Genomic DNA, 13,014 nt, shown 5'->3' on the forward strand with positions numbered 1-13,014 from the left:
AAACCATGAAAATATTAGCATTTGCGGGAAGCACATCTTCCACTTCGATCAACAGGGAACTGGTAAAATTTGTTCTGAGAGATTTCCAGGATGAAGAGATCAACCTGATAGACCTCAATGATTTCACGATGCCGGTTTTCTCTGTGGATCTTGAAAAGAAGGGATTTCCAGATGAAGCCCATAACTTTTTAAAAGTGATAGAAGAATGTGACGTCATCATCTGTTCGCTTGCGGAACACAACAGGTCCTACAGCTCGGCTTTTAAAAATGTCTTCGACTGGTCTTCAAGGATTAATGTCAAAGTATTTCAGAACAAACCGATGCTTCTCATGAGCACTTCTCCGGGAGGTTATGGAGGCGGCAATGTCATGAATACCGCAAAAACTTTTTTTCCGCAGTTTGCAGCAGATATCAAAGATACGTTCTCGCTTCCTAAGTTTTATGAAAATTTTGACCTGGAAAGCGGGGTTATCAATCCCGATATGCTTAAGGAACTTAAAACTAAGATAGAAAACTTTAAAAAAGAGGTTAAAAGCAATGACTAAGGGAAGACTGGAGGCTTTCAGTGATGGTGTTCTGGCCATTATCATTACCATCATGGTCCTTGAACTGAAAGTGCCGGAAGGAGGCAACTGGGCCAGCCTTAAGCCTCTTCTGCCCAGGTTTCTTGCTTATATTTTCAGTTTTATTTATGTTGGAATTTACTGGAACAATCACCATCATCTGTTTCAGGCTGTAAAAAAAGTGAATGGAAGCATTCTATGGGCCAATCTTCATCTGCTGTTCTGGCTTTCGCTGATGCCGATCGCTACGGAATGGATAGGAACCACTCATTTTGCAGAGAATCCGGTGGCAGCTTACGGGATCTGTCTCATCATGTCTGCGGTAGCCTATACGATTTTAGAGAACCTGATTGTCCGGCATGAAGGTGAAGATTCCAAGCTTAAAGAAGCCATACATTCAAAGTTTAAAGAATATATCTCGATCGTATTTTATGTCCTCGGAATCGCTGTTTCATTTTTTTATCCCTATATTGCCATAGGTTTTTATTATCTCGTGGCTCTCATATGGCTGATTCCGGACCGAAGAATCGAAAAATCACTAAAAGAAAATTAAATATGGAAACACACGAATATCCCAACGGCAGCATCACTGTCATCTGGCAGCCCCAGAAGTGTATCCACTCGGCTGTCTGCGTAAAAATGCTTCCAAAAGTCTATAATCCTAAAGACAGACCCTGGATAAAAGCTGAAAACGCAACCCCTGAAGAACTTAAAAACCAGATAGACCAATGCCCTTCAGGAGCATTAAGTTATAAATTCAATACAAAATAATAATGGCTGTAACCGTAAAAGCAAGTTTAGGAAAAACAAAATATTATACTGAAGTAACGGCCGGCGAAAACCAGATCATTACTGATGAACCCATAGATAAAGGCGGTCAGAATAAGGGTTTCAATCCACTGGAAATCCTGGCAACATCTCTGGCAAGCTGTACTGCTGCCACTTTAAGAATGTATATCGAAAGAAAAGAATGGGACGTGGAAAACATCAACGTAGAAGTAGAGCTTGAAAATTTTCCTTTAACGAAAAGAGCTGTATTCAAAAGAGACATCAGTTTTGAAGGTATTCTGGATGATGAACAGCTGAAAAGACTGCATACCATAGCCGATGCCTGCCCGGTACATAAAATTTTAACCAACGATATAGAAATACTAACAAAATTCTCATAATATGACCGAAGTAAAACAAAACAACGACGAAAAACACGGAAGTTTTGAGGCTTTCATAGATGGAAAACGCGCAGGCGTAATGACTTATACCTGGGCCGGAGAAGAAAGATTTATCATTGACCACACTGAGGTGGAAGAAGCCTACAACGGAAAAGGCGTAGGAAAGGAAATGCTTCTGGCAGCAGTAGATTTTGCAAGGAAAAACAACAAAAAGATTATTCCACTCTGCCCGTTTGCCAAAGCAAGTTTTCAGAAAAGTGAAGAACTGCAGGATGTTTTAGTCAACTAACGCTAATTTTTGTCCTAAAGATACAGACCTTTCAGATGTTTTACTCTGAAAGGTTTTTTCTTTTTGACCAGAACAGAAAAAAACTATATTTGCTAAAATTTAAAATTTCAGCATGAATTCAGGAACTATCCTTTTGCTATTTGTTTTTATCTATTTCGTTGGTCTTTTGGTGATTTCCTATTTCACAAGCCGGAATTCTGATAATCAATCATTTTTTATTGGTAATAAGAAAAGTAAATGGTGGCTCGTTGCATTCGGGATGATAGGAACCAGCTTAAGTGGTGTTACCTTTATTTCAGTTCCGGGAACAGTTGGGAAAATGACAGGCAGTGAATATATTTTCGGAGGCTTTGAATATTATATGATGGTGATTGGCTTTTTCATAGGGTATTTTATAGTTGCAGCCATATTGCTTCCGCTATATTACAAGATGAATCTAACCTCCATTTATACGTATTTAGGAAGAAGATTTAATGTAGAAGCTCATAAAATAGGTTCGATATTTTTTATCATTTCCAGAGCTATTGGCGCTACAGCAAGATTATATCTGGTTGTCAATGTTTTACAGATATTCCTGCTTGAAGGCCTGGGCGTTCCATTTTGGGTAACGGCTCTTGTACTCTTGCTGATGGTTCTTTTATACACTTTTGAAGGCGGCGTAAAAACAATCGTAATTACTGATACTTTGCAAACTTCCTTTATGATTATCAGTTTGGTTGCCTGTATCGTTTATATTTTATCCAATCTAAATTTATCCTTTGGTGAAGCATACACCATTTTAGAACAGAAAAATTATACTCATTTTATCAATTTTGATCCCAATTCCAAAACATTTTTCCTTAAAACCATTTTAGGAGGGATTTTCATTACGATCGCCATGACGGGCCTGGATCAGGAAATGATGCAGAAGAATATTTCTGTAGACAATCTTCAGAATTCAAAAAAGAATATGCTGACATTCGCGGGAACTCTTCTTTTTGTCAATCTTGCTTTCCTGTTTTTGGGAGGTCTGCTTTATCTTTTTGCCTTGCAGAACGGTGCAGAATATGGATTGGCAAAATCTGAAACGGTAACCAACATTTTCGGATTCAAAGATGCGGCAGGAAATATAAAAAATATTATGGGAGACGACCTCTTCCCCGCTTTATCGCTTCAGGGACATTTCCCAATGGTGATTTCCGTTATTTTTATTATCGGGCTAATTTCAGCGTTATTCCCTTCAGCGGATGGTGCACTGACGGCAGTAACCAGTTCATATTGTGTAGATTTATTAAACCTTAATGAAGATAAAACTAAAACGGAAAAGGAAAAAAAACACCTTCGTATGAAAGTTCATTTAACTTTCACCGTAGTTTTCTTCATCCTGATTATGGTTTTCAAAGCCATGAATGATAAATCAATCGTTTATCTGATTATGGAAATTGCCGGCTATACTTACGGACCTCTTTTGGGACTTTTTGCTTTCGGAATTTTTACCAAATTCCAGATTTCAAGAAAGTATGCCATTCTTGCGGTTACAATTTTGGCACCTGTTATCACTTATTTAATTAATTTATCGGTGACCACTTATACGGATTACAGAATTGGTGTAGAACTGATTGTACTTAATGGCCTGCTTACTTTTATTGGTTTATGGCTGGTAAAAAACAAACAATATTTAAAAGTAGTCTGATCAGAAAAATAGTTTTAAAGTCTTGGTCATCTTAAAAAAATAACAAGTATGAAATCATCAATATTTCTAGCCATTGCCTTGCTTCTATGTGAATTAATAAATGCACAAAGTGCTGTTGATTTTGCCAATCTTGCCAAGTACAAAGATGACAATACAGCAATTTTAAATGCAAAGAAAAAAGTGGATGTGGTCTTTATGGGAAATTCCATTACTGAAGGCTGGGTAAAAAACCATTCAGCATTTTTTGCCGATAATAATTATATAGGCAGAGGAATCAGCGGCCAAACCTCTTCACAAATGCTCCTCCGTTTTCAAAATGACGTTGTATCCTTAAAGCCAAAATTGGTGGTAATTAATGCCGGTACTAATGATATTGCCCAAAACACAGGAGCTTATGATCAGGACTTCACCTTTAACAATATTAAAGCAATGGCTGATATGGCCCGAAGCAACGGAATTAAAGTAATCATCGCATCTGTGCTACCTGCAGCTGCATTTCCCTGGCGTAAAGATATCACTGATGTATCCCAGAAAGTAGATGCCTTAAACAGCAGGCTAAAGCAGTACTCGCTTAGCAACAAACTCGTTTTTGTTGATTATAATACGGCAATGCGTAATGATAAGGGCGGTATGCGTGAAGGTCTTTCAAAAGACGGTATCCATCCTGAATCTGCAGGTTACAGCATTATGGAACCGTTGATTAAAAGTGCTGTCAATAAAACATTGAGTAAAAAATAAAAATTACATTTTTACTCCTTATTTTAGCAGTAAGCATGTTTCAATTTATTAAAAAGTTTGTTTTTATTTTTAATCTATTAAGAAATAGAGACTTGAGAACACCCTAATGCAGGAACGGAACTTTTCTAAATTTTCCAACTACATCTATTACAAGAAGACTGTTAAAATCAGTATTTCTTCGAAATAATTCTAAATCCGGATCATCAATCCGGATTTTTGCATTTCCGTAAGCCGTTAAAAAATTGTAAATTCGCGTGCAAATAAATCAGATATAATGAGTAAAAGTATCGAAGAGTTAAAATCTCTTACTACGCAGATCAGAAGAGACATTTTAAGAATGGTTCATGCTGTAAATTCAGGACATCCGGGCGGAAGTTTAGGATGTACGGAATACTTTACAGCGCTTTATGGGAATGTAATGAACTATAATCTTCCTTTCACGATGGAGGGGAAAAATGAGGATCATTTTTATCTTTCAAACGGGCATATTTCGCCGGTTTACTATTCTACTTTAGCGAGATTTAATTTCTTTCCGGTAGATGAATTGAGAACTTTCAGAAAGCTGGATTCAAGACTTCAGGGGCATCCTACTACCCATGAGGGTCTTCCGGGGATCAGAATTGCTTCGGGATCTCTTGGCCAGGGACTTTCTGTGGCACTTGGTGTAGCAGAAGGGAAAAAACTGGACGGAGATAAGTCTCTTGTATATACGCTTCACGGAGATGGTGAGCTTCAGGAAGGTCAGGTTTGGGAAGCTTTGATGTATGCTGCTGCCAAGAAAGTGGACAACATCATCTCAACTATTGACTACAATGGACGCCAGATCGACGGAGATACGGATGATGTATTAAGCTTAGGAAATTTGCACGCTAAGCTTGAGGCATTTGGATGGACTGTTTTGGAAGAGAAAAACGGTAACGATCTTGAAGCTGTTATTGCGATCCTGGAGAAAGCTAAAACTGAAACAGGAAAAGAAAAGCCTGTAGTAATCATTCTTCATACAGAGATGGGTGCTGGTGTGGATTTCATGATGGGGTCTCACGCATGGCACGGAAAAGCTCCGAATGATGAGCAGCTTAACACTGCATTCAAACAATTATATCTAGAAGCTCCTGCTGATTATTAATAATAAATGATGAATAATCAATGATGAATGATGGTTTAAATCTTTAAGGAAAACATTGTTTATCACTATCAAAAACTTTAGTAAAAATGAAATATACATATACAGAAAAAAAGGATACGCGTTCAGGATTCGGAGCCGGATTAGCAGAACTTGCCGACAAAAATCCTAATGTAGTGGCACTTTGTGCAGACCTTATCGGTTCTTTGAAAATGGAAAAGTTTATTGAAAAAGCACCGGAAAGATTCTTTCAGATAGGTATTGCAGAGGCTAATATGATGGGAATTGCTGCTGGTTTGAGCATTACAGGAAAAATTCCTTTTACAGGAACTTTCGCGAACTTCTCTACTTCAAGAGTGTATGATCAGATCCGTCAGTCTATCGCTTATTCAGGAAAGAATGTAAAAATCTGTGCATCACACGCTGGTCTTACTTTAGGGGAAGACGGTGCTACTCACCAGGTTTTGGAAGATATCGGTATGATGAAAATGCTTCCGGGCATGACGGTAATCAACCCATGTGATTACAACCAGACCAAGGCCGCTACCATCGCTATTGCAGAGCACGATGGTCCTGTATATTTACGATTCGGAAGACCTACCGTACCTGTATTCATTCCTGAAGATATGCCTTTCGAAATTGGAAAAGGAATTCTTCTTCAGCAAGGTACTGATGTAACGATTGTTGCAACCGGACATCTTGTTTGGGAATCTCTTGTAGCAGCTGATGAGCTTGAAAAAGAAGGTATTTCTTGTGAAGTAATCAACATTCACACTATTAAACCGCTGGATGAAGAAATCATCATTAAATCTGTTGAAAAAACAGGTAAGATCGTTACAGCTGAGGAACACAACTATCTTGGTGGTTTAGGAGAATCTGTTGCGGGAATGCTTGCCAGAAAGAGACCTACAAGACAGGAATTTGTTGCAGTAAATGATACTTTCGGAGAATCTGCTACTCCTGCAGAATTGATGAAGAAATACAAGATCGATGCAGCTGCTGTGAAAGAGGCTGTGAAGAGAATTTTAGCGAACTAAGATAAGCTATATCATATAAATAAACCCGGGCTGTTTCTTCGAAACAGCCCGGGTTGCTTTTTAACCATCCCGTCAAATCTTTGATTTGTCATCCCTTCCAGAGGAGGAGAAAATGGCTACAGTATTCATTTTAGATCATATTATTGTGCCCTATTTATAGGAATATCAAGTACATCAAGCACAGGATATAATATATTTTCCAGAAATTCCTCTTCTTTTACCCTGGATGCCTTAGAACCTGAAAAATAATTGCTGATTCTGTAGTTTTTAACAAACTGATTTCTTTTTTTTCCGATAACATAAGAGTAGGCACCACTTTCATCATTAATGAAATAAGTCATTTCATCAAAGCTCATGATTTTTTTAGTGAGAAAGAGCCTTCTATAAATGCTCTTCTCCCGTTTATCGAAAATATATTTTACCGGAACTTTAAAAAGAAGATCCCATAAGAAATAAACCATATAGACTCCCCATATAACAGAAGCAATGGTAAAGGTATTTTCAGATAGTATATTTCTGAAATAATACATCACCGGAATTGCAAGAATTCCAACGCCTAACCACCATCTTAAAGTACGCAGGAAGCTGTAATTAGGCATAAAACTTATTTCACTGCCATTATCTTCAAATTTATATCGGTCTTTGGTATTCATCGCAAGTTTTCATTTAAACCCATAATATCTTCGGTTTCGTTTACCATTTTTTGTATTGCTTTATGGGTAAGGGCCTGCCCTATCATAAATTTCTGTTCTTTTCCATTAACCTCAAAATGAATATTTAGAAATACATTCATAGGAATGAACCCAAGATATTTCGTCGTCAAAACTTCAAAATTTATAAAATCCTGGAAAGCATAGGTCTTTGTAGAAACAAAAACACTGGGTTTGCAGGTAATGGTCTGCTGTTGCGGATCGATCACAAACTTTTTTACAAAAAAATTAGCAACGATCAGTCCTACAACCACAATTAAGAATAGGCCCAATAGAGGGAAATTATATTTATAAGCAAACCCTGCAGCAATAAATATAAGAATAGCCAATACCGAACTAAATATGGGCTGGTTTTTGAAGATAAAAAGATTTCCTTCTTTTTTGTAGAATTGATAAGTGTTCATAATAAATAGTAATGTATTTTAATGTTTAATTATTTTTTATAACGTTCTGCAATCTCATCGTTATTAATAGTTTTAAAAGTATTCAGGTCTGTTCTGAAGTAGCTGTCATGAATTGAAAAATAGGCATCAACTGTAGCTTTTGATTGTTCAGCAGCTTTTTTCCAGCATTCAAAGAACCAGTTTTCAAACAATCTGTATTTTTCATCATTATATTCATCCCAGAAATCATCGAAGTCATCTTCTTCCTCATATTTCTCCTGAAAATCCGAAGCTTGTGTCCATATTTTTTCCGGAAGAAAAGAATTCCATTCTTCACTTTCTCCGGCCTGCTTTTTCTTTTGGCAGGACAAAGTCATCGTGTGGGTAATAATATCTCCTTTTTGATCTTCAGCCCAGAATACAATATCTAAATAATCGTATTCATATTCAAAATATAGGGCTTTGATATCTGTTTTAGTCTTTCCACTGAGAAAATCTACATTTTCTCCTTTAAGCATTTGTACAAGATCTTTAATGAGTCCGTTCCTAATTTCCTCAAGATGATTTTTTAACTCCATATTGAGTTGTTTGAGGTTTTCATACATTGATTTTGTCATTTAAGTTTTGATACTGTTGTTAGTATGCAAAAATAGATGAAAAAATAAATCTTCCAGTCATGATTTAATGTATTTTATAAACCATTTTTTTGTATGTACAATACGTCATTAACATGTACAGCAGTGATATCAGATTATTTATTTAATGATTCAATTTTATAATGTTCAAACTCAAATTTCACAGTCTGTAATGGATAAAATTACCCGACCCGGTATTTTTTAAGATTTATTTAAACATGTACAATATGTCTATAAATCCACAAAAAAATTACACATTACTCACATTAAAGGGATATAATTATTTATAGTTTTGAAATAATCAACGTTGATTGAAATTCGATATTTCGCCTGTAAGTGTACAGTATGGGATGGAGTAAAGAATGACAAACCCCATGTCAGGGCTTATATGACAACACAGATTTTAACAAAAAAAATTATTCAATTATGAAAAAATTAAATGGTATGAAGAACTTTTCTTCATTGGAAAACAAAAAAATGAGCAACCTGGTAAATATTACAGGTGGAACTGAAACAAATGTAAGAACTACTTCTGAAACAGGTCCAAATGGTCAGCCTGGGAACACAGGTGATACAGCAATTTGTAATGATGGGAAACAAGTGGCAACAGTAACAGTTGACTAAATATGAGGGGGATTTCCCCCTCTATTTTTCATATAAAGAATTATAATAATGAAATATAGCCTTTTTTTAATATTGATTACGCTAGCTTTTATTTCATGTAAAACTAAAAAGCTTAACTATATAGATTATTATCATAAGGTCTATGCCATTGACAGTGCACATAGAGTTCATAAAGATACTTTAGCAACGATCCGGCAATATAAAAAATTATTCAGGAAATATCCTCCTGCCCAAAATGAAAGGCTGGAAGAGTATGAAACCTACATCAGGTATGCAGACAAATTCCATAAAAAATTTGGTGGTATCAAAAGTCTGGACAAACTTATAGCTCAGTCGGCACCCAACTGGAAATACAAAAGAGAAGATCGGGATTTTTTCAAACTTTACAAAAAATACGGGATTGACAGTCTTACTGTTGAACAGAAAGTACTTCAATGGAAAAGAGGCTTAAACAAAATACTGATAGATTCTTTCAGTATTGCATTCAAACGGGACCAGTATAATGATCGCATTGGCCCAACTGTAGTAAAAGATGACAAAAAAAATGCTGAACTTTTGATATGGACATTAAAAAACTATGGTTTTCCGTCAAAACAAAAAATAGGACTCAATGGCAACAATGATCAATTCATGCCAATGAGCATTCTTCTCAATCATATGGCAGGAACAGAGCATTATGAATACTTCAGGACAAAATTACTGGAATATGTAAGATCAGGTGAATGTACCCCTAGAGAGTATATAGAAATAGTTGACAAATATCAATACATCCATCATTTACAAACTGTTTACGGTATATTCAACCATTTCGATGCTCCTAATTTTACTGTATCAGATTCTGCAAGAATAGATAAAAACCGGATAACAGTGGGATTTCCCACTCTCAAATATTCTTCAAAAATAACTAAAGATTTTCGAAAAAAAATAAATTCAAAATAGGATAAGGATATAATAGTTATCCCTTAATTAAATCATAAAAACACTGCATGATACTGATTATCTCTCAAAATAATGAAATTACAACTACCGAGGTAATTAAACAGCTGATCGTAATGAATAAAAAATTCATCCGTGTACATGAAGATGAATTTTTTGAAATTAAACTTCAGAAAAAAAGAATTTTACTTCAAAGCTACCGCAATACTTTCTTTCTTGATGAAATAAAAAGTGTCTGGTATAGAAGAGGCAGATTGGCTTTTAAACGTTTAAAATATGCCAACAAATCTATTAACCTGAATATGAATGAGACACAATACTGGCTTGAAGATTATATCAGAAAAACACTTGAATCCAAAAGACACATCAATAAGGAAAGTAATAGTGATGTCAACAAACTGATTGTGCTCGACAAAGCAAAAGAAATTGGTTTTGATGTTCCCGGATATTTTCTGGCAGAAGATACTGACGAAGTAGAAATAGAAAAGACCATTATAAAAACACTGAACGGAAATGTAATGCTGGATGAAATAAAGAAAAACTCCGGTGGTTTTATGTATACATCAATTGTTGAACAAAAGGAAATAACCCCTTTTTTTATTACTTTTTTCCAGGAAAAAATTGAGAAAGAATTTGAAGTAAGAACTTTTTATCTAAATGATCGCTGCTGGTCTATGGCCATATTCTCACAAAATGATGAACAGACTAAAGTGGATTTCAGAAAGTATAATAAAACAAAACCGAACAGGAATGTTCCCTACAACCTTCCAACTTATCTTGAGGAAAGGATACGCCAATTAATGCAGGCTTTAGATCTGAATTCAGGCTCCCTGGATTTTATAAAGAAAGGAGAAAAACATTATTTTCTGGAAATCAACCCGATTGGACAGTTTACAGGAATGTCCAATACATGCAACTATTCTCTGGAACAAAAAATCGCTGAATATCTATGAAAAATCTGTATAACGAAAAACATAAACTGCCTCTTACATTCAAATATCTTGAGGTTTTTAAAACAAAAAATGTCAGCAAAATTCACAGCAACATGCTATACTTTAAACCATCTGAAAAATATCAGACTGAATATCATGTGAGAGAGAAACCATTAAAACAGCTTACAAGACTGATATGACATATTTTAATTTATTCAGCAATATCCTTGTCACAAAAGGCGCCAGTCGTATTTTAATCTCAGATCTTCAGAGAAACATTTCTGAATTATATCCTTTAGAATTTTATGACATTATAGAGGAACTGAAAAGTAAATCTATTGAAAATATCCTTGGAAGTTATGATGCAGAATCACAAAAATTCATGCATGAATATATAGAGCTGCTCCTTGAAAAAGAATATGGCTTTATAACAGAAGGAAATTGGGATGGCAGTTTTCCGTCACTTTCCTATAAATTCTCTGAACCCAGTGAAATTTCAAATATTTTTATAGAGGTCAGCGATACATCAGTTTTGGATAGAATAAAAGAATCTATAGAAACCCTTAGAGTAAAGTATCTTGTCATTTACTGTAATAAAAAACTTTCTCTTAATGAGTTTCAAAGCATTGATTTACAATTTGAAGGCTCTGTTTTAAATGGTATCGAAATATTTTCACCGTTCTATGACAATGTAGATGAGGAGTTTATCAATCACCTTAGTCAAACATTAACGGGAATTTACAGCTTAGTATTCTACAGTTGCCCAAAAGCTCCTGTTAAACCTAAAGATGTTTTCAGATTCTCTCTGCAGTTTAGCCAAGAGAATTTAAAAATTTCCTCCTGCGGAAAAGTAGATCTAAAATATTTCAACACTAATATTTCAAAAGTAACAGAAGCCGTAAATCATAATTCCTGTCTCCACAAAAAGATAGGAATAGATATAAACGGGAACATCAAAAACTGCCCTTTAATGGTTGAAAGCTTTGGAAACATCAACGACATCAGTCTTGAGGATGCAGTGATAAAGCCAGGATTCAGAAAATATTGGAATCTCACCAAAGATAAGATAGAAATCTGTAAAGACTGTGAGTTCAGGTACATTTGTACAGACTGCAGAGCCTATACGGAGCGAAATCATACAAATAGTGAAGGATTAGACACTTCTAAGCCTCTGAAATGCGGTTATGACCCTTATACAGGAAAGTGGGAAACATGGAGCAAAAATCCTTTAAAACAAGAGGCAATACGCTTTTATGAGCAGCAAATAAATCTAAATGCAGGCCTCTAGCGGAAAAACTTCCATTTCGGAATAATTGCCAGCATCCCGAAGCCCGTAAACAGGAAAAGATTGGTTACATCCGTATATAAGAATGTGGACAGGTAATAATTATGCATAAAAAAATGCAGTACCAGTAATGCAGGAAACATAAAAATCCCAATTTTTCTATAGAAGAACATCAGGATAAGCCCGAGCATCATCAGAGCATCAATAGAAAAAATAACAAAAAAATACCATCTCGGAATCTGAAGATATTCATGCTGAAGATATTCATCAATATCAATTCCCAACCCCATAATAGTAAACAGCATTAATGCTGCAAATGCTGAAATAAAGCCCCATCCTTTCTTTGGATCCTCGTCAAAGTAACTGTATTCTTCCATAGCTACAAAAATAAAGAACTTATGAATACATTCATAAGTTCTTTAATATAATCTTCGTTTAAAATTTGAATTATATAGAAATAGCGTTGATCAATCTGTTTTTGTCGCTCAAGTACTCTTCCATAGAGATCATACTTTCGGTTCTCATTACATCTTGAATGTCGTCTATCTGATAGATAATTCTTTTCGCATCTTCCGTATTCTTAGCTCTTACTTTACAGAAAATGTTATATTTTCCGGAAATAACGCTCGCTTCGATTACATTTGGAAGTACTGAAAGCTCTTTCAATACCTCTTGAGTGCGGTTTGATTTTGTCAAAAGGATTCCAATGAAAGCTGTAAAGTGATAATCCAGCTTGCCATAATCGATATTAAGAGATGATCCCAAAATAATACCTGCATCCTCCATTTTTTTCACTCTTACGTGAATTGTTCCAGCAGAAACATCCATCTGTTTTGCAATTTCAGTAAAAGGCATTCTTGTGTTTTCGACTAAGAAATCAAGAATTTTCTTGTCTATTTCGTCCAGTTGATAGTTCAT

The 13,014-nt window shown here is 35.4% G+C and carries 18 protein-coding genes; 13 read left to right on the forward strand and 5 right to left on the reverse strand.

The genetic code is table 11. The features are described 5' to 3' along the window. Positions 1-5: 5 nt before the first annotated feature. The 9 genes from V6R96_RS17255 to V6R96_RS17295 all read left to right on the forward strand — a co-directional run bounded on the left by V6R96_RS17255 (position 6) and on the right by V6R96_RS17295 (position 6,591). Entirely contained in the window at positions 6-545 is a 540-nt protein-coding gene (locus V6R96_RS17255) for an NADPH-dependent FMN reductase (protein WP_223558453.1), read from the forward strand. Beyond that, a complete protein-coding gene (locus tag V6R96_RS17260; protein ID WP_336379707.1) occupies positions 538-1,116 on the forward strand; it encodes a TMEM175 family protein in 579 nt (192 codons plus the stop codon). The genes V6R96_RS17255 and V6R96_RS17260 overlap by 8 nt, the downstream gene beginning before the upstream one ends. A 2-nt stretch (positions 1,117-1,118) precedes the next feature. Next, positions 1,119-1,334 carry a (4Fe-4S)-binding protein gene (locus tag V6R96_RS17265; RefSeq protein WP_336379708.1) on the forward strand — a complete coding sequence of 72 codons (216 nt, stop codon included), beginning with the start codon at positions 1,119-1,121 and terminating at the stop codon, positions 1,332-1,334. 2 nt (positions 1,335-1,336) lie between these two features. Beyond that, on the forward strand, positions 1,337-1,732 hold the full coding sequence (locus V6R96_RS17270) for an OsmC family protein (RefSeq protein ID WP_111959270.1): 396 nt from the start codon (positions 1,337-1,339) through the stop codon (positions 1,730-1,732). 1 nt (position 1,733) lies between these two features. Beyond that, on the forward strand, positions 1,734-2,021 hold the full coding sequence (locus V6R96_RS17275) for a GNAT family N-acetyltransferase (protein ID WP_111959268.1): 288 nt from the start codon (positions 1,734-1,736) through the stop codon (positions 2,019-2,021). 112 nt (positions 2,022-2,133) lie between these two features. Beyond that, on the forward strand, positions 2,134-3,693 hold the full coding sequence (locus V6R96_RS17280) for a sodium:solute symporter (RefSeq protein WP_223558450.1): 1,560 nt from the start codon (positions 2,134-2,136) through the stop codon (positions 3,691-3,693). 48 nt (positions 3,694-3,741) lie between these two features. Further along, positions 3,742-4,431 carry an SGNH/GDSL hydrolase family protein gene (locus V6R96_RS17285; protein WP_336379709.1) on the forward strand — a complete coding sequence of 230 codons (690 nt, stop codon included), beginning with the start codon at positions 3,742-3,744 and terminating at the stop codon, positions 4,429-4,431. Positions 4,432-4,702: 271 nt separating this feature from the next. Further along, positions 4,703-5,557 carry a transketolase gene (locus V6R96_RS17290; RefSeq protein WP_262510838.1) on the forward strand — a complete coding sequence of 285 codons (855 nt, stop codon included), beginning with the start codon at positions 4,703-4,705 and terminating at the stop codon, positions 5,555-5,557. Positions 5,558-5,643: 86 nt separating this feature from the next. After that, positions 5,644-6,591 (forward strand): transketolase family protein, encoded by a 948-nt coding sequence (locus V6R96_RS17295; protein WP_336379710.1) that lies wholly within the window; start codon positions 5,644-5,646, stop codon positions 6,589-6,591. A 140-nt stretch (positions 6,592-6,731) separates the two neighbouring features. On the opposite strand, the gene V6R96_RS17300 is transcribed toward V6R96_RS17295, so the two are convergent. The 3 genes from V6R96_RS17300 to V6R96_RS17310 are packed head-to-tail and all read right to left on the reverse strand — an operon-like array spanning position 6,732 to position 8,262. After that, on the reverse strand, positions 6,732-7,244 hold the full coding sequence (locus V6R96_RS17300) for a hypothetical protein (RefSeq protein ID WP_336379711.1): 513 nt from the start codon (positions 7,242-7,244) through the stop codon (positions 6,732-6,734). Then, entirely contained in the window at positions 7,241-7,705 is a 465-nt protein-coding gene (locus V6R96_RS17305; protein WP_336379712.1) for a hypothetical protein, read from the reverse strand. The genes V6R96_RS17300 and V6R96_RS17305 overlap by 4 nt, the downstream gene beginning before the upstream one ends. 29 nt (positions 7,706-7,734) lie before the next feature. Further along, the gene (locus V6R96_RS17310; protein ID WP_336379713.1) at positions 7,735-8,262 is read right to left on the reverse strand and encodes a hypothetical protein; all 528 of its coding nucleotides are present in this window, start codon (positions 8,260-8,262) and stop codon (positions 7,735-7,737) included. 483 nt (positions 8,263-8,745) lie between these two features. On the opposite strand from V6R96_RS17310, the gene V6R96_RS17315 reads away from it, so the two are divergent. The 4 genes from V6R96_RS17315 to gwsS all read left to right on the forward strand — a co-directional run bounded on the left by V6R96_RS17315 (position 8,746) and on the right by gwsS (position 12,099). Next, positions 8,746-8,943: a grasp-with-spasm system A modified peptide gene (locus V6R96_RS17315; protein ID WP_223558446.1), complete on the forward strand. Its 198-nt coding sequence runs from the start codon at positions 8,746-8,748 to the stop codon at positions 8,941-8,943. Positions 8,944-8,991: 48 nt separating this feature from the next. Continuing rightward, positions 8,992-9,882, forward strand: a complete 891-nt coding sequence (locus tag V6R96_RS17320; protein WP_223558445.1) for a hypothetical protein — start codon at positions 8,992-8,994, stop codon at positions 9,880-9,882. A 47-nt stretch (positions 9,883-9,929) separates the two neighbouring features. Beyond that, complete coding sequence (gene gwsG, locus V6R96_RS17325; RefSeq protein ID WP_336379714.1) at positions 9,930-10,832, forward strand: grasp-with-spasm system ATP-grasp peptide maturase; 903 nt, start codon at positions 9,930-9,932, stop codon at positions 10,830-10,832. Between the two features lie 175 nt (positions 10,833-11,007). Next, a complete protein-coding gene (gene gwsS, locus V6R96_RS17330) occupies positions 11,008-12,099 on the forward strand; it encodes a grasp-with-spasm system SPASM domain peptide maturase (protein WP_336379715.1) in 1,092 nt (363 codons plus the stop codon). On the opposite strand, the gene V6R96_RS17335 is transcribed toward gwsS, so the two are convergent. Together V6R96_RS17335 and V6R96_RS17340 are read right to left on the reverse strand one after the other, a co-directional pair. Continuing rightward, positions 12,096-12,473 (reverse strand): hypothetical protein, encoded by a 378-nt coding sequence (locus V6R96_RS17335; RefSeq protein WP_111959246.1) that lies wholly within the window; start codon positions 12,471-12,473, stop codon positions 12,096-12,098. The genes gwsS and V6R96_RS17335 overlap by 4 nt on opposite strands. A gap of 70 nt (positions 12,474-12,543) precedes the next feature. Beyond that, positions 12,544-13,014, reverse strand: coding sequence for an Lrp/AsnC family transcriptional regulator (locus tag V6R96_RS17340; RefSeq protein WP_034703315.1), 471 nt, complete (start codon positions 13,012-13,014; stop codon positions 12,544-12,546).

It is taken from the genome of Chryseobacterium sp. CCNWLW53 (genome assembly GCF_037083525.1).
Lineage (GTDB): Bacteria > Bacteroidota > Bacteroidia > Flavobacteriales > Weeksellaceae > Chryseobacterium > Chryseobacterium lathyri.

Bases quoted from the DNA above. Each gene is read 5' to 3' on its own strand.
- V6R96_RS17310 (WP_336379713.1), bottom strand. From the start codon at position 8,262: ATGGAGTTAAAAAATCATCTTGAGGAAATTAGGAACGGACTCATTAAA.
- V6R96_RS17260 (WP_336379707.1), top strand. From the start codon at position 538: ATGACTAAGGGAAGACTGGAGGCTTTCAGTGATGGTGTTCTGGCCATT.
- V6R96_RS17280 (WP_223558450.1), top strand. From the start codon at position 2,134: ATGAATTCAGGAACTATCCTTTTGCTATTTGTTTTTATCTATTTCGTT.
- V6R96_RS17285 (WP_336379709.1), top strand. From the start codon at position 3,742: ATGAAATCATCAATATTTCTAGCCATTGCCTTGCTTCTATGTGAATTA.
- V6R96_RS17255 (WP_223558453.1), top strand. From the start codon at position 6: ATGAAAATATTAGCATTTGCGGGAAGCACATCTTCCACTTCGATCAAC.
- V6R96_RS17265 (WP_336379708.1), top strand. From the start codon at position 1,119: ATGGAAACACACGAATATCCCAACGGCAGCATCACTGTCATCTGGCAG.
- V6R96_RS17270 (WP_111959270.1), top strand. From the start codon at position 1,337: ATGGCTGTAACCGTAAAAGCAAGTTTAGGAAAAACAAAATATTATACT.
- V6R96_RS17315 (WP_223558446.1), top strand. From the start codon at position 8,746: ATGAAAAAATTAAATGGTATGAAGAACTTTTCTTCATTGGAAAACAAA.
- V6R96_RS17305 (WP_336379712.1), bottom strand. From the start codon at position 7,705: ATGAACACTTATCAATTCTACAAAAAAGAAGGAAATCTTTTTATCTTC.
- V6R96_RS17335 (WP_111959246.1), bottom strand. From the start codon at position 12,473: ATGGAAGAATACAGTTACTTTGACGAGGATCCAAAGAAAGGATGGGGC.
- V6R96_RS17275 (WP_111959268.1), top strand. From the start codon at position 1,734: ATGACCGAAGTAAAACAAAACAACGACGAAAAACACGGAAGTTTTGAG.
- V6R96_RS17295 (WP_336379710.1), top strand. From the start codon at position 5,644: ATGAAATATACATATACAGAAAAAAAGGATACGCGTTCAGGATTCGGA.
- gwsS (WP_336379715.1), top strand. From the start codon at position 11,008: ATGACATATTTTAATTTATTCAGCAATATCCTTGTCACAAAAGGCGCC.
- V6R96_RS17340 (WP_034703315.1), bottom strand. From the start codon at position 13,014: ATGAACTATCAACTGGACGAAATAGACAAGAAAATTCTTGATTTCTTA.
- gwsG (WP_336379714.1), top strand. From the start codon at position 9,930: ATGATACTGATTATCTCTCAAAATAATGAAATTACAACTACCGAGGTA.
- V6R96_RS17320 (WP_223558445.1), top strand. From the start codon at position 8,992: ATGAAATATAGCCTTTTTTTAATATTGATTACGCTAGCTTTTATTTCA.
- V6R96_RS17300 (WP_336379711.1), bottom strand. From the start codon at position 7,244: ATGAATACCAAAGACCGATATAAATTTGAAGATAATGGCAGTGAAATA.